The following is a 21,034-nucleotide window of genomic DNA, read 5'->3' as shown; positions in this document are numbered from 1 at the left end:
TTAGGAGAGGTGGATAATGTATCGTATGTTTTTTTGCCAACTATGAAACTAGTCTATAATGTAATTAGGCTTTTACCTAGAAGTAAGTTTTAATAAATGAATTATTTTTCCTTAGGAAGTGAAATTGCTGTTTCAACTACATAACCATTTTGAAACTTCACAGCAATTGTACCTAAATAAGTGTCAGTAGGCTGAAGTGTTTCGGTACAAGTAAAATAACGAATATGTACAACTTCCTTCGTATCTTTACTAATCTTTTGACAAGCAAGTAAATTACTTAGTCGTTTTAATGCAATCTCTCTTTTCACTCCAATTAGATCTTTTTTTATAAATGATTCATAATAATTTTTTAATGGGAACATTTTAACAGCTCCTGTTCATTCGAAAATAAAATTTCTTAAGTCGTATCATATCATAAAGTAAATCTGTTTTTGTAAAGTTTGTAGATGTGGATATTTATCATTATTCTAGTTTGTTGAGGGAAATATGTAACTAACAAAAAAATCCCACTATAGATTATTATAGTGGGATTTTTTTCACACTGTTGAAAAACAACCTTGTCAAATAATAACTAAATTTTCGTAAAAGGAGTAGAGTGATGTTGATTTCCACTACAGGATGCGCGCTTTCCATGGGGCGAGACCTGAGCCTCCTCGGCAAGCCTGCGGGGTCTCAGCCTTCCCGCTTATCCCATAGGAGTCGAGCAACCTTCCGTTCCAATCAACTTATTCATCAAAAAAAGTCTGCAATAAATCCTAATCAAATAGCCTTTACTAAGAGTATCCTAACTGTTGTTTATTAATCAGTTTGTAAGTAAATTAATATCGAACATTAATTAATAAACTAATGAATTGAATTTGTTTTTCTAAAAATTAGCTCATAATATTTTTAACTTCTGAAAAAAAAAACTTACTAGTGTTATTGGAAACATAAAATTGTTAATAAATATAAAAAAATGAATTTTAAGCTAACTGTGAAAAATCTAGTTAAAAGACTAGGACAAGATTGTAAGAACAAGAGGGCTAAAGAAAAAATCTCTCCTTTAAAGCTTACAATTTTATAAAAATCCCTCAAAAAATAAAAAAAACTGTCTCAAAATGTCGACATTTAACGACCTTTTGAGACAGCCTCATTTAATTACTTATGCAGATTGATTTGAATCTTTATCAATCTTATTTTTACCGTTTAGTTTAGAATTTTTATATCCGTATGTTATATAAATTACTAAACCGATTACTAACCAAACTACGAAACCTTTCCAAGTAAATGTTGAAAGTTGTAGCATTAAATATACACAGAATACAACAGCTAATACTGGTACTACTGGTACCCAAGGAGTTTTGAATCCACGCTTTAAGTCTGGGCGAGTTTTTCTTAATACTAGTACACCAAGAGAAACAGCAGAGAAAGCGAATAAAGTACCGATATTTGTTAATTCAGCTAATTTGTTTAATGGAATTAAGCCAGCGAATAAAGCAACTAGTCCGCCAGTTACCCAAGTACTTGTTACAGGAACTGCAGTTTTCTTGTTAACTTTTGATAATTTACCTGGTAATAAACCGTCTTTACTGATTGCATAGAATAGACGAGTTTGTCCAAACATCATTACGATTAATACAGTTGTAATACCGATGATTGCGCCTAGAGAAATGAAACCAGCAGCCCAATCTTGGTGAATAAATGCTAGTGCAAAAGCAACAGGGTCTTTAACACCTAATTGATCAAACGGAACGATACCAGTAAGAATTAATGAAACGACAATATATAAGATTGTACAAATTGTTAAAGCAGTGATAATACCGATTGGTAAGTTACGTTGAGGATTTTTAACTTCCTCAGCTGCAGTTGATACTGCATCAAATCCAAAGTAAGCAAATACTACTACTGCAGCACCAGCTGTTACACCATGGAATCCCATTGGCATAAATGGAGTCCAGTTATGTGGTTGAACGTACCAAATACCAACTACGATGAAAAGTGCTACTACTGCTAATTTTACAATTACCATGATTGTGTTAAGTTTTGCTGATTCTTTAACACCTCTAGTAAGAATGAACGTTACAATTAAAACAATGATTACTGCCGGTAAATCAATAAAAGTATGTTTAGATGCATCAAATGCACTAGTTAAAGCTGTTGGAAGGTTTAGTCCAAAACCATGTAATAAACTTTGGAAATAGCCAGACCATCCACTTGCTACTGCTGAAGATGCAAGTCCATACTCTAGTACCATGTCCCAACCTAATATCCAAGCTATGACTTCACCAAAAGCAACATAACTATAAGTGTAAGCACTACCAGCCTCTGGAATCATAGATGCAAATTCAGAGTAACAAAGTGCGGCGAATGTACAAGCTAAACCTGCGATAATAAATGAAAGAATAAGTGCTGGACCGGCGTAATCAGCTGCCGCTACACCAGTTAATACGAATATACCTGTACCGATGATGGCACCGATACCTAACATTGTAAGATCAAACGCTCCTAGAACTTGTTTAAGTGAACTAGGCGAACTGCTTGTAACTGATTTTTTTCGAAATAAATTCATATGAGCCTCCTCTAATCCTATATTTAGTAGTTTTTTAATTTCCTATTTAGAAAGTTAATTATTTTCTAATTTTACCTTAAAAAATAGAAAATTCTGACAATTAGCTCCGAAGTAATTTAAAGATTGTCTCGCTTAAGTGATTTTTATGATAACACACTTATAGAAATATTCAAACAATTTTTCGACTTTTTTTTCATTTTTTTTAAAATTATGTAGTAAATTCGACATATTACCCAATACCTAGTCGTTCAGTTAAATTGAACTAGATAGAAGTTATGTCATAAGTAACAATAAATCTCTAACATCTTCATATTTCTTATGGTTGCAATTGTAATCAGACTAAATAATTATATTTTTATGTTTTTTTAATAAAAATGAAATAAACCTCTTTAATAGAGGTTTATTTTTGGGTCTTTTTTATCATTTAATGTTCTTTTAAGTGACTTAGTGATACTTCTTTATCATTTTGTGGTTGATCAAGAGGATAAATTCTTGCTGTCGCCTCATTTTTATTAACATGCTGAATATAAACCGGTACTCCATCGCAAGTTACATTAATCATACCAGGTGCAGCTACGATTTCTAATGCTCTTTCAGTATCCATCATAATACCTCCTTTAATAACTAACCTACTTTATTATTTACATAGCCTAGTTATAGTATTCATAAAAAGTGAGACATCTTTTAGGATTATGTAAATCTAAGGCGGGAATTGATGAAGAAAAAAACTACTAAATTGATTAAACTAGCTTATTGTTCAATTTTTTCCTCATTTCTTAACTCGTTTCTTATCTTGTTGTATGATAGCAATTGAAGCTAAAAATAAAATTGAACTACACATAAATAGTAAACATAGTAAGCCAAAAAGTAATTGCATATTTGTACCTCCTTTTTATTATGAGTACAGAGTAAAGTATGGAACTAGTTTCAGAGCAAGAAAAAGTTTAGAAAAGGTGAGAAAATGTCTAATATTAAAGATATTGCAAGGATTGCCGGCGTTTCAGTTACAACAGTCTCACGAGTTTTAAATGATGAGCCGTATGTTAGTGAGGAAAAAAGAAATGCAGTTTTAAATGCAATTGAGTTAACGAATTATCAACGAAATCAAAATGCAGTAAATTTAAGCAAAGGAAAAACGAATCTAATTGGAGTGGTTATTCCGTTCTCACAACATCCATACTTTGGATTGCTAATTGATGGAATTGCTAACGAAGCGATAAAAAATAATTATAAGCTAGTACTATTTCAATCAAATTATGAGAAGAAGAGGGAAATTGAGGCTTTAAAAATGCTGCAGCATAAACAAATCGATTCACTCATTATTTGTTCTAGAATTTGTTCGATTGAAATGATCGAGAATTATAAGCAATATGGGCAAATAGTATTATTTGAAGATACGAGAAATACAGGGGTTTCCTCAACATTTATCGATCAATACAATTGTTTCATGATTGCATTAGAATATTTATATCAAAAAGGACATCGGAAAATCGGTTATAGTATTGGTCGTAGAACAGGTAAGAATAGTAAACAAAGAGAGGCTGCCTATAGTGATTTTCACAGTAAATATAATGAATCACTAAATAACGATTTTGTATTCGATAATTGTTACTATTTTGAAGACGGTGAAAGAATTGTCCAATCTTTGTTAAATTTAAAAGAGAGGCCAACAGCTTTGTTAGTAACAAGTGATCAAGTGGCAGCGGGGGTGCAGACTTGCTGTAATGATTGTGGAATAGCTATTCCTCATGATCTAGCGATAATTGGGTTCGATAATCAACCAATTGCAAAAGTAATGAAGTTAACAACAGTCGAAATTCCATTACGAGAAATAGGGAAGAAACTTTTTATACAAGCGATTAATTCTGCAATTAATCAAGAGGAGATAGCGATCAAATTAATTGAGCGGCAGACGGTATAATAAAACAGCTAGTCAGGGGCTAGCTGTTTTTCATTTCGTTGAATTGGGAAGTACAAATAAAAAAGGTCGAACTGCAAAAAAAAAGGCAAATCTACAAATAAATATGTCAAAACTGCAATTAAAATCTGGATAACTGCAAATAAGGTCATGAAACATGAATGAAGAGAGTGAATGAATCAAAAAAATAGAAAAATAACAATAAAATTGACCAAGAAACGACCAAAACTAAACAAAACTCAGTAAATCCTTCCAAAAAGAAGTTCCAAATGAATGATCAAGAAATGTTACCAACAAAGTTCACAACTTTATCAATAAAGTTCAATTAAACAAAAAAATAAAAGCTAGTAAGAAACTAGCTTTTAATAGACTGATTCCATAAAGGAGACTGTTCTCTAACAACTTCCATAAATTTTCTAGCAGCACGTGATTGCCATCTGTTTTTATGCCAAGACATGATCGTAGAGACACTTCCTAAATTTGTATCCCAATTTATGACTTTTAGTTTTTGTTGCTGCATTTCATTTTGAACTGCTACGAGTGGGAGTATGGATATTCCGAGTCCACACATAACACATTGTTTAATTGCCTCTACACTCCAAAATTCCATTCCAGACTCAGTTGCGATACCTTTACTTCTTAGGAATGCTTCAAAATAGTCACGATAACTGCCTTGTTCTGTAAGAATGATATTTTCATTCGCATTTAGTGTAAAGGATGAAAGTGTTCTAGTATCAGAAGTTGGAGGTAGCAAAATGACAAGTGGTTCTTCAATTAGTGTTTCCGTATACAAATCTGAATCAGTTAATGGAGCTTGTAGAAAGAAGCCAATATCAAGATCTCCTCGACGTAATTCATCTTGTAATTCCCAACATGAACCAGATTTCATCATAATATTTACTTTCGGATTTTGTGATCGAAAAGCTTGGATAATTTGTGGAAGACGGTAGATCGTTAAAGATTCAGGAGCTCCAATCTTTAACGTGGATACTTCCTCATTTTCCATTTGAAATACATCTTTAGCTTTTGAATAAAGTTGAATCATTTCGATTGCGTGAACTAAAAAGTTCTCACCGACCTCCGTCAGATGAACCTTTTTACCTAAACGGTCAAATAAAGGTACTCCTAACTCTTGCTCAAGTGCTTGTATATGTGCAGTTACCGTAGATTGTGCATATCCGAGATGGACCGCAGCTTTAGAGAACCCGCCCAGATCGACAATTGATTTTAACGTAATTAAATGACGGATTTCCATAATAGCCTCCTTAGTATCGGATTTTCCGATGGTTTATATCGTAACTATTCATTTTACCGATGAGAGATCTGTTCATATAATTAAAGTATACGAGATTACAATTTGTTTCAATAACTATTGGAGGGATATTAATGAGGAATCGAAAAATTGGTTTTCTTTTGCTCAGTGGGTTAATGATTGGACCTATATTAGGATCAGGAATTATCATTTTACCACCTGCAGTGTATGAAACTGCTGGTAATTATGCTATTTTTGCTTGGGTTATAATGCTCGGTTTAAGTTTAATATTTGCACTTATGTTTGGTAGGCTAAGTCTGTTGATTCCAGGAGATTCCGGAGTACCATTGGCAGTTGAGCGTGCATTTGGTACACAAATAAAAAATCTTTCAGCTATTTTCTTTTTACTTGCAGTTTGTTTTGGTCCAATTGCAGTTACAGGTACGGCAGGGCATTACTTACAACTACTGACGAATCAAAGTTTTTTCAATGAAAAGTGGCTAGCTTTAGGAATACTATGTTTTGTTTATATCATTTTAACTAGAAGCATTGCCGATGTTGGAAAATTTGCCTTTTTTATGTCTAGCTTCATTGTAGTGACGCTTATAGTTGGGAGTATTCATACGTTAATTACAGTTGATGGGAGCTTTACTTTATCGAATCCAATTACTGTTTCAGATTTTGGAGAAAGTTTACTATTATTATTTTGGGCTTTAATCGGATGGGAAGTCATCGGTAGCTATTCTTTAGAAGTAAAAAATCCAGAACGAACAATTCCTAGAGCAGTAGTCTTAAGTTTTTCGATTATAGCAATAGTAAGTCTAACAGTTGCATTTGCTTTCCAGTGGATTCATTCTAAAAATGGAAATATGATGGATCAATCATTAGCACCACTACTTCAGAGTTTATTTGGAAGTTGGTCAACACCAATTATTTCGTCAATTACAATTGCTCTTTGTATTAGTACGGTTCTCTTAGTAATAGGAGCAGTATCAAGACTTATCGCCGATCAAGCCAAAACAGGTTTATTACCTTCATGGCTTTCTTTTAAAAATAAAAATAATGTGGCAACTCGTTCATTATTTAGCTTGTTTGGCATTCACATAATTGTATTTATTCTTTATTTTAGCGACTTCCTAAGTATTCAAACACTGGTAGCAATTGCAAATGCATTCTTCTTATGCAACGCTTTACTAGGAGTATTGGCATGTTTGCGATTATTTGATTCTGTGTTTTTCAAAATCGGTTCATTTATTCTAGCAATTTGCTTTTTAGGAATACTTTTATTTTCTTCACCGGTCATTCTACTATTGGTCATATTAGTTTCAGTGTACTTTATTTGGCTGCAAAAAAGAGATTCAAAGCAACATGAAAAAGTTCTACAAGTAGGAAATGAATAATGAGTTAGAAAGGAAACTTCTATAAAAAGAAGTTTCTATTTTTATGAAATTGAAATACTTATAATAATTCTTCTTGTTGTATATTTATTATTGTTTTTAAAGGGTGTTTATTGAAATTACAAGCCATTTTTTTTCAGTTTGGTATCTATATTTCTGTTTAACTATTGCCTTTTTAAATACGAATGAAAGCCTTTTGTTATTTTAGAATTATATATTGTTTTAACGTTACCAGGGCTTTAAAAATTGAAATTATTAAGTATTATAGGGACATTGTTAAAAGGGGGATACTCTTTGTGTTAATAAAAAATATAATGATAAAATGAAAAAACGAATTCAGTTGTGTGTTTAATTAAGCTAAATTCATGTTTTTTGGAATTCGTAAGTCTTACTTTCTATACTAATAATAGAATTCAATTTTTTTCTGTAATGATTTTAATATTAATATTTATACACTTTTGTATTGGTTGCAAGAAAATATTTAAAACATGATGATTAATTTTATAAGAATAAAAAATAATATTTTTTTTAATTAAGTAGAGTGAGGAATTTTCCATATTTTATAAGGTTTTTTACTTTAATTTTGTTTTTTAATAGATCGTTTTAAAAGAAAATAGAATCATAAAATCTTTACAACGAAATAATTGCTAGTTATAATGAAACCAAATTTGATAATTAGTGTCCTTCGGGGTCGGGTGAAATTCCCAACCGGCGGTGTTGTATATTTTTATACTAAGCCCGTGAGCTTCATATAGATTTTTTATTTGTTGCTGATCTAGTTAGAATCTAGAGCCGACAGTATAGTCTGGATGGGAGAAGGATGGAGTGCATATACGGTTTGGTTGTTTTCAAAAATACTACCCGTATAGGCTTAGTTCGTTGTGCATATCTTTTATGTACAACAATAGACGCGCTATAGTACTGTCTTTTAATAGACTCAAATTGTACTTGCGTTTATTTAAGTACACTTCCTTTCTTAAACATCTATTGCCCCTTAGGAGTTTTCTAAGGGGCTTTTCACTTTTTCAAATTAATTTGAATTAGAGGGTGTGATAAGTTGGATCAACTATTTATGAAATTAGAGATGGATCTTACAAAGTCATTTATCGGGCTTGAGTGTAATGTGCTTTTTCGAATTGAGGTGAATAAACTTGTTTACTGGAATCGTTGAAGAAATAGGAACAGTAAAAAATATCGTAAAAAAAGGTAAAACTTTAGTGCTTACAATTGGCGCATCAGAAATTTTAGAGGATGTTCATTTAGGAGACAGCATCTCTGTAAATGGGGTTTGTTTAACCGTTACGAATTTTACTAAAAATGAATTTTCTGTTGACGTCATGCCTGAAACATTTCAAGCATCTAATCTAAGTACTCTGGTTTCTAGCCAAAAAGTAAATTTAGAGCGGGCAATGGCAGCAAATGGCCGGTTTGGTGGCCATATTGTATCGGGTCATATTGATGGTACAGGTAAAATTGTATCCATCAAATCAATGGAAAATGCTGTAATCTATAAAATTAATATTCCAAGTCAGTTTGCTAAATATTGCCTTCAAAAAGGCAGTATAACGATTGATGGTACAAGTTTAACAATATTTGAAGTTGAAACTGATATTGTAACAATCTCTTTAATTCCTCATACCCGTTCACATACGATCATAGGCAGTAAAAAAGTTGGAGACGTTGTTAATATTGAGTTTGATTTATTAGGTAAGTATGTTGAAAAAATGCTTGGTATGAATGAGACGAAAAAGAGTAATGCAATAACAACTTCATTTTTAACTCAAAATGGCTATATATAAAGGAGTAAGCTCATGTTCTCTAAAATAGAAGAAGCAATTGAAGACTTAAAAAAAGGTAAAATTATTATTGTTTGTGATGATGAAGATCGAGAGAATGAAGGAGATTTTGTTGTTATCGGAGAATTTGCAACTCCTGAAAATATCAATTTTATGGCCACTCATGGTCGCGGATTAATTTGTGCACCTGTTTCTGAAGAGATAGCCAAGAAACTAGATTTATATGAAATGGTAACAAAAAATACAGATTCTCATGGTACTGCCTTTACTATAAGTATTGATCATATTGACTCTACTACTGGTATCTCGGCATTTGAACGTTCACATACTGTTTTACAAATGTTAAATGATGAATCAACTGGAGCAGATTTTAGAAGACCTGGGCATATGTTTCCTTTAGTCGCTAAAAACGGAGGAGTTATTGAGAGACCAGGTCATACAGAAGCGGCAGTGGATTTAGCTCGAATGGCTGGATCGAAAGAAGTTGGTGTCATTTGTGAGATTATGAATGACGATGGAACGATGGCAAGAGTACCGGATCTAATTCAAATCGCAAATAAATTTAATTTAAAAATGATTACAATTAAAGATTTAATTCATTATAGACAAGAAACTGAACAACTTGTAAAAAGAGAAGTTGAAATTAAATTACCAACAGATTTTGGTGATTTTAAGATGATTGGTTATACAAACAAAATCGATGGCAAAGAGCATATTGCGATTGTAAAAGGTAAAGTTGACGATGGTGAACCAGTACTTGTACGTATTCATTCGGAATGTTTAACAGGTGATGTATTTGGCTCATGTCGTTGTGATTGTGGACCTCAGTTGCAATCAACATTATCGATGATTGAAGAAGTAGGCAAAGGCGTAATTGTTTATATGCGACAAGAAGGCAGAGGGATTGGCTTACTTAATAAGTTAAGAGCATATAAGTTACAGGAAGAAGGCTTTGATACTGTTGAAGCAAACTTAAATTTAGGATTTGATTCAGATTTAAGAGATTATGCGATAAGTGCTCAAATTATTAAAGATTTAGGGATTGTGAGTATAGATTTAGTAACGAATAATCCAGTTAAAATAGAAGCGCTAAAATCTCACGGAATCCAGATAAATAATCGAGTGCCAATTCAAACCGAAATGAAAACAGAAAACGAAAAATATTTAATTACTAAAATCGAAAAAATGGGACATTTATTACACTATTAAAAATGGGAGAGATTAAGATGAAATTTGAAGGAAATTTAGTAGGATCTGGACTTAAAGTTGCTGTAATCGTAGGACGTTTTAATGAATTTATTACATCAAAACTACTTGGAGGTGCAGAAGATGCCCTATATCGTCATGGTGTAGAAGAATCAGACGTTGATGTTATTTGGGTACCAGGTGCATTTGAAATTCCATTAGTTGCAAAAAAACTTGCAGATTCAAAAAAATACGATGCAATCATTACGCTAGGAACAGTTATTCGTGGAGCAACTACTCATTACGATTACGTATGTAATGAAGTAGCAAAAGGTGTTGCTGCTATTACTCTACAAACTGGTATACCTGTCATTTTTGGTGTATTAACGACAGAAAATATTGAACAAGCGATTGAAAGAGCGGGCACTAAAGCTGGTAATAAAGGCTGGGATTCTGGTATTTCAGCAATTGAAATGGCTAATTTATTAAGAACTTTAAACTAAGTATATATATAATAGAAGAAACTGATTAAAGAGAGGTGAATTTCACCTCTCTTTTTTTATCAAGAGAAAGTAATTTTTTATATAAAAAAGCAATCTGAATATTTGTTTAATCATCTAAATTTGTGGTAGTGTAAAATTTAGTAAAGGTTTATTTGGAGGCAGAAATTAAATGTTATTTTTACTAATTTTAGTCATATTAGTTATCGTTATTTTAACGTTTTTAAATACATATCCTCATTTTGGGAAGAAATATTCAAAGGATCAAATGGAGTCATTTTATGCTTTAGAGCATTATAAAAATGGTAAGTTTATAAACCAAGTCCCTACAAGTATGAGTATGGATTTTAAAACAAACATTTCTATGATTAGAGACTTTGTTAAGAAAAATCCGAATCGTGTTCCTAGAGCTGGTATTCCAATGGAGAAAGTTGATGTTTCCAGGTTTCATTCTGAAAGTAAAGATTCGAAAGTTACTTGGTTTGGACATTCAGCTTTATTAATTGAAATAGAAGGCAAAAACATTTTAGTTGATCCAATGTTTGGGAACGCACCAACCCCGTTTCCGCAATTTGGTGGTAAAAGATATAGCGGAGGTTTGCCAATTGAGATCAGTGAATTACCAAAAATAGATGCTGTCATACTATCGCATGATCATTATGACCATTTAGATTACGGTACAATAAAAAAAATCAAACAGAAAGTAGATCGATTTATTGTTCCGCTTGGTGTAGGAAGTCACTTAGTGAGTTGGGGGGTACCAAAAGAGAGTATTTCTGAGCATAACTGGTGGGATGAATTTAAATTTGATCAATTAACATTAGCTTGTACGCCAGCAAGACATTTTTCGGGAAGAAGTTTAACTGATCGTAACAGTACTTTGTGGTGCTCGTGGGTCATCATTGGTGGGAAAACGAAAATTTATTTTAGTGGAGATAGCGGATATGCACCTCATTTTAAGGAAATAGGGGAAAAATATGGACCGTTTAATCTAGCGTTAATGGAATGTGGTCAATATGATAAACGATGGTCTGCAATTCATATGCTGCCAGAAGAAACTGTTAAAGCTTTTATTGATGTAAAAGGTGAAGTTCTTGTACCAATTCACTTTGGTGCCTTTACATTAGCATTTCATGACTGGAATGACCCAATTGAACGTGCCGTGAAGGCTGCTAAAGAAAATGAAGTAAAGTATTCTACACCTAAAATTGGTGAAACAATTAATATAAGTACAGGTGAATATCCTAATTCAATTTGGTGGAAGTAGTTTATTTATTTGAAAAAAAGCAGGATTGTACCTTTTAGTATTGAATAATTTAAAAATCAATTTTTTAGGGAAGTGATGTTTGTGGAAGCATTAAAAGAAAGTGCACAAATCGTACAAGATTTAATTTTTGAGTTAGGTTATTCAAATAAAGTGATTGAATTACCAAATAGTGCAAGAACTGCTAAAGAAGCAGCGGAAGCATTAAATTGTGAAGTGGCTCAAATTGCAAAGTCGATTATATTTAAATTAGAAAGCTCAAATAGCGCTGTACTAGTAGTAGCAAGTGGAATAAACCGTGTAAATGAGAAACAAATCGAGAAAATACTAAATGATAAACTAGGAAAAGCAGATGCTGACTTTGTACGTGAACAAACTGGGTACGTAATTGGAGGAGTTTCACCAATTGGGCATAAAAACCAAGTAATTACATTTATTGATGAGGATCTATTACAGTATAGTGAAATATGGGCAGCTGCTGGTCATCCAAAAGCTATTTTTCAATTAACACCAAATGAATTAGTTGAAATGACAAAAGGTAAAGTTGTAAAAATTAAATAATAGAATGCTCTAACTTTAATTATTAAGGCACATTCAAGTGTAATAAATCAGTTTTTGATTTACTATACTTAAATGTGTCTATTTTTATTGGAAGTTTTTACCTTTTGATAAAGTTCCATTTGTCAGAATAATTTCAAAGGAAAGTGAGATGTATGAGCAAATGTTCAACTTTATTTGTACGACATGTGGCGTTCAATATAACAAGTCGATCGATCCTCCTGAGTACTGCACAATTTGTTCTGAAGAAAGACAATATGTTAGTCCAATTGGGCAAAGTTGGACAACATTAGAATCAATGAAAGACCAAAACTATCAAAATATTATTCGTTTTGAAGAAGAAAATTTATATAGTATCGTTACTAGTCCTAAGTTTGGAATTGGTCAAACTGCTTATCTCATTAAAAATGAAGGGTTTAATGTTTTATGGGATTGTGTCACCTATCTAGATGAGAAGACGATTGAAGAAATTATGAGGTTAGGAGGAATCAATGCGATTGCTCTATCACATCCACACTATTACTCTAGTCAAATTGAATGGGCTGAAAAATTTGATGTACCTGTATACATACATGAAGATGATCAAGAGTGGGTTACGAGAAAAAGTGATAAGATTATTTTTTGGACCGGCGAAATGTTAGAGCTTAACAAAGGAATTGAAATTCACCGATTAGGCGGGCACTTTAAAGGTGGGGCTGTATTAGAATGGAAAGCTGGAAATGAGCAAAAGGGAATACTGTTAACGGGGGATATTATTCAAGTAGTTGCAGATCCAAATTGGGTAAGTTTTATGTATAGTTATCCTAATTTAATACCACTACCTGCAAAAAAAGTAAAAGAAATATCGTCAGCTGTAGAGAAGTTAATATTTGATAGAATTTATAATGCATTTCATGGGATTGTAAAAGAGAATGCAAAACAAGTAGTTTATAAATCTGCTAAAAGATATATTGAAGCACTGGATGGAAAGTTGTTTGATACTTAATTGACAATTGATATATGAAAAAAGAATCAACGTAGCTTGGTTCTTTTTTTGTTTTAGAGACCTTACTTGGGAATATTCTATCTTTTTAACTTTGTATCTAACACATATAGAAATCTAAATAACGATTAATATTTTAATTAAAAAGTTTTAATAGGTTAATTAAATGATAAAATGAATCCCTAAAATTGTTAAAAATCATGTTAATTTTATTGAGAAAAATGTAGAGTTTTGTCGCATTTTTTAATTAATGGAATAAATACTTGATAAATCAAGGCCTGCAATAACCCATTTGATTAAAAACAGAATATTCACGATAATTTAATTAAGATAAATGAACGAAAATTGTTCATTTTATACGATTAATTACAATGGATTTTGTCAGAATAAGATATTTTTTGTAATTATTTGGATTAGCTAAATTGTTGAAAACGAACTGGAGGAAGAAAGATGGGGGAAAAGAGAGAGAAGGGTAAAGTTCTTAAAGGTTTTACAGTAGTAGCTTTAACATCTAGTTTTATTTTAGGTTCTCTTGGACAAGCATCAAATGTATCAAATGCAGAAAGTCCAAGTAAAGCAGAAGACATTCTTGCTAACCTAACTGCACAGCAAAGAGCGGCTTTTAAAGAGCTTTCAACGAATGAAGAATCAGGGCTTCAAATTTCTTCTGATATTAATTTGGACTCTTCGGAGCAAACAAGTGTCATTGTTGAATTTGTAAATCAACCTGTTAAAGTAGCACAAATTGAAGCGAGTGTAGAAGGTAAAAGCTTAACAAAATCAGATGCTGAAGCGCTAATCAATCAAGACCATGATACTTTTACTCAGGATGTTGGCCAAGTTTTAACAAGTGGTAAAAGTAAAAAGGTAGATTATAAAATTAATCGTTCTTATAAACATGCATTTAATGGTGTTTCCATGACACTACCAGCAAATCAAATTATGAATCTATTAAAATCAAAAGCTGTTAGTAAGATTTGGAGTGACCAAACGTTTTCAATTGATCCACCAAAAGAAAATGATCAACTAAAAGCAGACGAAGCAAATGTTGGAAACTATACACCTTATGATGCTTTAGATCGTTTACATAATGAAGGATTTACAGGTAAAGGAATTAAAGTCGGAATCTTAGATACGGGGATGGATTATAACCATCCAGATTTAAAGGATGCTTATAAAGGTGGATATGATTTCGTCGATAACGATAATGATCCAATGGAATCAACTTACGCTGATTGGAAAAAATCTGGTAAGCCTGAAGTTAGTAATTCAGAAGCTTATTACACTGAACATGGTACACATGTTGCAGGTATCATTGGTGGTCGTGGCAAAGCAAATAGTGATTATAAAACGGTAGGGGCAGCACCAGAATCGGATTTATACGCTTACCGTGTGCTTGGTCCATATGGAAGTGGCACAACTGATGCCATACTGGCAGGAATCGACCGTGCTGTTCAAGATGGTATGGACGTTATTAATATGTCACTTGGAGCGACTTTAAATGATCCAATGTATGCAACTTCAATTGCAGTTAATAATGCAGTTTTAAGTGGTGTGACAACAGTAGTTGCAGCAGGGAATACTGGTGATCAAATGTATACCCTTGGTTCACCGGGAGCTGCAGCATTAGCATTAACGGTTGGCGCGTCTTCAATTGCTTTAGACGTATACGAATACGCTGGAGTAAATAATGGTAAAAACTATTCAGTAAGACAATTAGCACAGAACTATTCTGATGATATGACATCATTAAAAGGAAAAACATATCAATTAGTTGATGTTGGTTTAGGAAATCCTGCTGATTTTACTGGTAAAGATGTAAAAGGAAAAATCGCATTTACTAAACGTGGAACGATTGCATTAATAGATAAAATTAAAAATGCAAAAGCAAACGGTGCAATTGGCGTATTAATGTATAACGATGAAGCAAATAAGGCTGAAGGTGCAATCCAATCATATCTTGGTGAATCAATGGATGCAGTTCCAGCATTCTCTGTTTCAAATGAAGATGGTTTAGCTATTTCAGCAGCAATCAAAGCTGGTGCATCAGATTTCACATTTGGAGATTTTAGTAAAGTACAAACTGCATCAGATGAATTAGCGACATTTAGTTCAAGAGGCCCATCTCGTAGGAATTATGATATTAAACCAGAAGTGACTGCTCCAGGTGTTTCGATTCTTTCAACTGTACCATTTTATGAAAATAATAAAACAGCTGATGGGTCAAAACCTGAAGATTATAAATATGCTTATTCGCGCTTATCTGGAACTTCAATGGCAACACCCTATGTAGCAGGGGTTTCAGCATTATTACTTCAATCAAATAAAGATTTACAACCAGAGGATATTAAATCAATCTTAATGAACACAGCTGATCCATTATCAAAAGCGTATAGCGTTTTTGAAGTAGGTAGTGGGCGAGTAGATGCATATGAAGCAATTCACTCTAATGTAGAATTAGAAGTTGTGGATCTAACATCTACGTTTATTGATGGAAAAGAAAAATCAATTAAAGAATTAACAGGTGGTGTTAGTTTCGGTTCTTACGGTTCAGATGACCAGGATATTACGGATTCCCGAAATATTACGTTAAAAAACCGTAGTGAAAAAGCGAAAACATTTAAAGTGGATGTAAAATTCCAAACCGGATTAAGAGGTTCTAAAGATGCGGCCGCCAACAATGTAACGTTAACTGGCCCTACATCTGTAAAATTGAATGGAATTAGTCAAAAAAATATTAAATTTAACTTAAACATTCCAAAAACTGCAGAAAAAGGAACATACGAAGGGTATATTACATTTACAAATACATCAGATTCAACAGAAACATATCAAATTCCATTTGGTGGACGTTTTGTTGATGAAGGAATTGATACTTTTAAGATCAACAATCCAATGTTTGGCAATAATATAGACTGGCCTGAAAATGCATATCCTTTTATAAGTTTTAGTTATTCATTAAAATCATATATGAAAACATTAGATGTTGTGTTACAAGATGCAGAAACTGGTGAGGATTTAGGTTTAGTAGGCTCATTTGTACCAATCACATTGAACGAAAACCAAAATTATACGAATTCAAGAGGATTTAATTCGATTTACTATCCATTTACTGGAGATGCGAAAAATCCGATAAGTAGCGAACCGATTAATGCAACAGCAGGTAAATATCGATTAAAAATGATTGGAACAAATGAAAATGGTAAGGTATTCACTAAAACAGCTGATTTCTTTTTTGATGCTGGCGCACCAACTATGACAACTACCTTTGACAATTTAGATCAAAAAGTTATTGAATATAAAGATAGCCAATTCGATTGGAGTGGTCAATTTTTATATGACTTTAACATTAACTTAAATGATCCTGAAACTGCTGAAGCAAACAGCTTAGGTATTCCAGTTGATCAATCAAGCAATTCGGTTGTATCGTTTTACGATAGTCCATTCCCAGCAAAGCCAAAGTTTACAGATAAAAATGGGAACTATACGGATAAGATTAAAGTTAAAAAGCGTTCTACACCATTGCAAGTTTCATTTTATGGATTTGATGCAGCACGAAACTTTACTGGAAACGCTTCGAATGATTTAAGAATCGTATTTGTCGATCAAAATTTTCCATATTACTACTTAAAACCAAATAAACAAACGGTTACAACAGGCGATACGGTCAATTACAGTGTACGTTCAAATAATGTGCAAAACTTAAAAACAACAAAAATCAATTTAAAGGTTGATCCAAATCTTGCAACAATACAAAATGTCGTAGTAAATGATGCGGTAAAACAATATGGGGATGCGCAAGTTTCTGTGTCTTCAGTACCTACTGCAACTGGTACACTTCTTTATACGTTTACATTTACTTATAATGGAACGAAAGCATTACCCGAAGATTTACAACTATTTAATTTTGATTTGAAAACAGCAGGTAAGTGGAGTAAAGGTATGCCTTTTGATTGGTATACAATGACAGCATCAACACTTGACCAATCAAATGTAGAAACAAATAACGTCTATACTTATATGGAAACTTATAAAATTAAGGAAGCTCAATCAAGGGTAGATGGAGCCATATTATCTGAAGGATCAATTGATCCGTCTACAGGTCAAACGAATTATGCAATTGATCAAAGTAAAATTGGAGCAAAAGTAACAGTTACTTCTTATGATGGAAAAACGACTGTAGAAGCACCGATTTCTAACAAAAATGGTCAATACATTGCTGAAGGCATAAATGCTGATCTTAAACCTTATACTGTGAAAGTCGATATCCCAGGTCATTTTACAATGTATCGAAAAATGAACTTAGCAGATAATGTACGTGGTAAATTAGTAGGAAAGAGAATGAATTGGAATTTAACTAGAGCAGCTGCAGGAGATGTTAATAAAGATAACGTAATCGACATTTTAGATGCAATAGCTGTCCAAACTTATTGGGGGACAAATAAAAATACAGCAGACTTTAACTTTGATAAAGTAGTAGACGCAAAGGATATGGCTTTTATCGTAAAAAATTTCGGATTACAAAATCCTTCAGTTGATAATGCGCCAAAACCAAAAACTACTTATAAAGGAAAGACTTTAGAAGACATCTTAAAAGATTTAGGATTAGATCATTAATAAGAAAGGGGAAACCGATTAGTCCGGTTTCCCTTTTTTATGTTATTTCATAGCTACTGCTTGGTTTACTACTTCTTTTTTCGGCTTAAAGGCAGATAAAGATAAGGCAAGTAGAGAAATTATACCAATCCATAAAATAATACTCATTGGATGACTCATTGATAATCCATTATCGAAATAGAAGATTTCTCTTAATCCGTCAGCACCAAATCGCATTGGAACCCAAGAGTAAATCCAGTCTTTTGAAAAAGCTGGTAAAAGCTCTTTTGGCATTCCAATTAAAGAACCTGAGAAGAAAAAGATTAGGGCAAAGATCCCAACTCCACCAAAACCAACCCATGACATAACAGCAGAAATAAGGATATGGAAACAGAAATAAGCAATTGTTAAATATAACGCAACATCTAAGAAGTTAGGAAGGGTGAAGCCAATCCATTTTGCCATTAATGTTATGCCAAAACCGATTATGAATGATAGGATAACTCCTAGAATTAATTGTTCAAAAATAACTTTTAATTTACTTATTGAATTTGATGTTTGTGTTTTCTTTTTCGCTAAAAAGACGATAACTGCTCCTATTAAGCTAGACATCCAAAGTGGTGTAATTAGGATGACAGGAGCATTTCCATTTGCTGTATGTGTCCCAATTGCATTTACATTTTCAATATTTGCCACAATCGGATTTGATAAAACTTCAGCTTGTTTTACTGAAATTGAGCTCACGTTTTTCTTTAATTCGTTAAAAATTTGAGTATGAGTAGTTAGGTTAAGATTTTCTACAATATGAGTTAGCATTTGACTAGCCATCGTTGAGCCAGTTGTATTTTTACCTTGGTTTACTAAAATTTTAATCGCTATTGGTGAAGGATTTGCTGTTTTTAGTGAAGCTTGATTTTTACTTAAATCACTTGGAAGAATAAGAGCACCGTAATATTTTTGATCATCTAGACCTTTACGTACTTTTTCCTCACTTGATACTTGTATCCACTTAATCGCTGGTTTTTCACCATTATTCGTTTTAGATAGTTTGTTTATTTTTGAAACCATCATATCACCTATATTAACATTCCCTTTTGAAGGAACTTGGATTCCTTGATCTCCGTTTACAATCGCAATTGGAAGATTTTTAGGTGTAGGGTTAACGGATGATGCCAATGTTAGACTGAAAATAATCGCAATAACTAAAACTAGTAGAGGAGCTAAAATAGCTTGTTTTTGTTTAAATAAGTTCATTTCAATAACCTCCTAATTCCTTTATATAAAATTACTGAACAACGTGTTGACTATTGTTATGTGAAGATATTACAATGAGTTTTAATAAATCACAATAAGCAAATCATACAAATGTGTTCATTGCTAAACACATTTATGAAATTTGTTTAGTAAGAACTTATATTTCAAAAGGATGATCTAAAATGAGTCAATCATTGAGAGAAATAAAAGTTGCAAAAACGAAGAAATTAATAAAAGAGACGTTGTTAGATTTAATAGAGGAAAAAGGATTCGAAGCTATTTCAGTTAGAGATATTACTTTAAAAGCAGGATTAAATCGCGGTACATTTTATCTACATTATAGAGATAAATATGATTTAATGGAAAAAAGTCAAAATGAAATCTTAGAAGGATTACAGGATCGACTGATTTTTATAAGACCAAAAGAAATGAATGAGTTTTATTCAAATGATATGGTCTATCCACCTATTCTAAATGTATATCATTATTTAAAAGAAAATCAACGATTTATAAAAATTTTGATCAGTACAAAAGGGGACCCAGCTTTTCCGAAGAAAATGAAGGAACATATTAAAGAAACGATTTATGAAAAACTAGTGGATTTATTAGAAGAAGAGTACATGATTGATATTCCACATGAATACACAACTGCATTCATTTCATCGGCCTTCTTTGGACTGTTGGAGCAATGGCTAGAAAAAGAAGAACCAATTACCCCTGAAGAAATGGCAATCATGCATATGAAGCTATTGAAATTTATGAAGACATTTGTTAGTCAAATCGCTAAATAATGAAGGTTAGAGTAAAGCCTTCTCAATACCACTAAAAAAGATGTCTCAAGATTTTTATTTGAGACATCTTTTTTCCTAATAGTATTAAGATCTTGTTTCTGATATTGCAGTTCTTACCTTTTCGAATGATGTTTTAGCTTTATGAGAGTTTAAGATCATTAAGTTTACGTATAATGCATCAATAATACTTAATTGTGCAATTCTAGATGCCAGTGCTTCTGGTCGATATTCTGTTTCCTCGGAAGAGGTGTAAAGCGAGACATCAACATTTTGACTTAAAGTAGATTTTGGGAAACCTGTAATTCCAATCGTTTTGGTACCGTTTTCATTTAATACTTGCAAAATACGAAGGATGTCTTTATTTGAGCCCGAATGCGAGATGACGATTGCTACATCTTCCTTGGTTAGTTGAGAAGCTGACATCAATTGAAAGTGTGAGTCAGTGTATGAATTTGCTTTTATTCCTGTGCGAATAAATTTGTGAAAGGCATCCATCGCAATAACAGATGAGCCACCTACACCATATAATTCAACTTTATTAGCTTTTAATATAAGATTTACTGCTTTTTTAAACGATGCACTATCTAAGATTTGGGCAGTATTTTCAAGTGTTCGAATATTAGATTGAAATATTTTATTCGCAATCGTTATCTCATCGTCTTTTTCATTAATTTCTTCATGGATTTGCTGGATTGGTGTCATAATTTCAGATGCTAATGCAATTTTGAGCGCTTGGTAACCTTTAAATCCAATCCGTTTACAAAATCTAAAAACAGTTGCATCAGCAACGTTTAAGTCTTCAGCTACTTCTGTAATTGTACTGTGAATTATATGCTTTGGGTTTTGTAATATATAATCAGCAATCTTTTTTTCTTTATCACTTAATCGCGCATAGTAAGAACGAATTTTACCTAAGCTGTTCGTTTGTTCCATATTGTTTACACCTTTCGAGTAAATTGAGTTTTAGTTATAAATAAATTTTTAATATAGTAT

The 21,034-nt window shown here is 32.5% G+C and carries 16 protein-coding genes and 1 riboswitch; of the genes, 10 read left to right on the top strand and 6 right to left on the bottom strand.

Translation table 11 applies throughout. The annotated features are described in order from the left end of the window. Nucleotides 1–101 precede the first annotated feature (101 nt). The 3 genes from ACFWM3_RS12845 to ACFWM3_RS12835 form a co-directional block, all read right to left on the bottom strand. A complete protein-coding gene (locus tag ACFWM3_RS12845) occupies nt 102–362 on the bottom strand; it encodes a hypothetical protein (RefSeq protein WP_056467548.1) in 261 nt (86 codons plus the stop codon). 779 nt (nt 363–1,141) lie between these two features. Then, on the bottom strand, nt 1,142–2,548 hold the full coding sequence (gene bcaP / locus ACFWM3_RS12840; RefSeq protein WP_390311570.1) for a branched-chain amino acid transporter BcaP: 1,407 nt from the start codon (nt 2,546–2,548) through the stop codon (nt 1,142–1,144). Between the two features lie 424 nt (nt 2,549–2,972). After that, nucleotides 2,973–3,152 (bottom strand): H-type small acid-soluble spore protein, encoded by a 180-nt coding sequence (locus tag ACFWM3_RS12835; protein ID WP_390311569.1) that lies wholly within the window; start codon nt 3,150–3,152, stop codon nt 2,973–2,975. Nucleotides 3,153–3,509: 357 nt separating this feature from the next. Here ACFWM3_RS12835 and ACFWM3_RS12830 point away from each other — a divergent pair, with 357 nt between their 5' ends. Beyond that, nucleotides 3,510–4,469, top strand: coding sequence for a LacI family DNA-binding transcriptional regulator (locus ACFWM3_RS12830; protein WP_390311568.1), 960 nt, complete (start codon nt 3,510–3,512; stop codon nt 4,467–4,469). A gap of 352 nt (nt 4,470–4,821) precedes the next feature. Here ACFWM3_RS12830 and ACFWM3_RS12825 read toward each other — a convergent pair whose 3' ends face one another. Beyond that, nucleotides 4,822–5,721, bottom strand: coding sequence for a LysR family transcriptional regulator (locus ACFWM3_RS12825; protein WP_056471497.1), 900 nt, complete (start codon nt 5,719–5,721; stop codon nt 4,822–4,824). Between the two features lie 131 nt (nt 5,722–5,852). Here ACFWM3_RS12825 and ACFWM3_RS12820 point away from each other — a divergent pair, with 131 nt between their 5' ends. From ACFWM3_RS12820 to ACFWM3_RS12785, 8 genes are all read left to right on the top strand, one after another. Beyond that, nucleotides 5,853–7,118: an APC family permease gene (locus tag ACFWM3_RS12820; RefSeq protein ID WP_390311567.1), complete on the top strand. Its 1,266-nt coding sequence runs from the start codon at nt 5,853–5,855 to the stop codon at nt 7,116–7,118. A 674-nt stretch (nt 7,119–7,792) separates the two neighbouring features. After that, nucleotides 7,793–7,940: riboswitch (FMN riboswitch) on the top strand. 326 nt (nt 7,941–8,266) lie between these two features. Then, nucleotides 8,267–8,914 carry a riboflavin synthase gene (gene ribE, locus ACFWM3_RS12815; RefSeq protein WP_056471491.1) on the top strand — a complete coding sequence of 216 codons (648 nt, stop codon included), beginning with the start codon at nt 8,267–8,269 and terminating at the stop codon, nt 8,912–8,914. 12 nt (nt 8,915–8,926) lie between these two features. Further along, a complete protein-coding gene (locus ACFWM3_RS12810; protein WP_390311566.1) occupies nt 8,927–10,120 on the top strand; it encodes a bifunctional 3,4-dihydroxy-2-butanone-4-phosphate synthase/GTP cyclohydrolase II in 1,194 nt (397 codons plus the stop codon). Between the two features lie 17 nt (nt 10,121–10,137). Then, nucleotides 10,138–10,599, top strand: coding sequence for a 6,7-dimethyl-8-ribityllumazine synthase (gene ribH / locus ACFWM3_RS12805; RefSeq protein ID WP_097976649.1), 462 nt, complete (start codon nt 10,138–10,140; stop codon nt 10,597–10,599). Nucleotides 10,600–10,864: 265 nt separating this feature from the next. After that, nucleotides 10,865–11,863 (top strand): MBL fold metallo-hydrolase, encoded by a 999-nt coding sequence (locus ACFWM3_RS12800; protein ID WP_390311660.1) that lies wholly within the window; start codon nt 10,865–10,867, stop codon nt 11,861–11,863. Between the two features lie 81 nt (nt 11,864–11,944). Next, nucleotides 11,945–12,421, top strand: a complete 477-nt coding sequence (locus ACFWM3_RS12795) for a YbaK/EbsC family protein (RefSeq protein ID WP_390311565.1) — start codon at nt 11,945–11,947, stop codon at nt 12,419–12,421. 160 nt (nt 12,422–12,581) lie between these two features. Further along, the gene (locus ACFWM3_RS12790) at nt 12,582–13,403 is read left to right on the top strand and encodes an MBL fold metallo-hydrolase (protein ID WP_390311659.1); all 822 of its coding nucleotides are present in this window, start codon (nt 12,582–12,584) and stop codon (nt 13,401–13,403) included. Nucleotides 13,404–13,850: 447 nt separating this feature from the next. Then, the gene (locus ACFWM3_RS12785; protein ID WP_390311564.1) at nt 13,851–18,017 is read left to right on the top strand and encodes a S8 family serine peptidase; all 4,167 of its coding nucleotides are present in this window, start codon (nt 13,851–13,853) and stop codon (nt 18,015–18,017) included. Nucleotides 18,018–18,059: 42 nt separating this feature from the next. Here the strand turns inward: ACFWM3_RS12785 and ACFWM3_RS12780 are convergent, their stop codons facing one another. Continuing rightward, entirely contained in the window at nt 18,060–19,250 is a 1,191-nt protein-coding gene (locus ACFWM3_RS12780) for a YhgE/Pip domain-containing protein (protein ID WP_390311563.1), read from the bottom strand. A gap of 182 nt (nt 19,251–19,432) precedes the next feature. On the opposite strand from ACFWM3_RS12780, the gene ACFWM3_RS12775 reads away from it, so the two are divergent. Beyond that, nucleotides 19,433–20,041, top strand: a complete 609-nt coding sequence (locus ACFWM3_RS12775) for a TetR/AcrR family transcriptional regulator (RefSeq protein ID WP_390311562.1) — start codon at nt 19,433–19,435, stop codon at nt 20,039–20,041. An 84-nt stretch (nt 20,042–20,125) separates the two neighbouring features. Here ACFWM3_RS12775 and ACFWM3_RS12770 read toward each other — a convergent pair whose 3' ends face one another. Beyond that, nucleotides 20,126–20,974, bottom strand: coding sequence for a MurR/RpiR family transcriptional regulator (locus ACFWM3_RS12770; RefSeq protein ID WP_056471469.1), 849 nt, complete (start codon nt 20,972–20,974; stop codon nt 20,126–20,128). Between the last annotated feature and the right edge of the window lie 60 nt (nt 20,975–21,034).

The sequence above is a fragment of the Gottfriedia sp. NPDC058432 genome (assembly GCF_042721555.1).
GTDB lineage: Bacteria > Bacillota > Bacilli > Bacillales > Bacillaceae_G > Gottfriedia.
The sequence above is the reverse complement of the archived record's forward strand: the minus strand, read 5'-3'. Positions and strand labels throughout refer to the sequence as shown.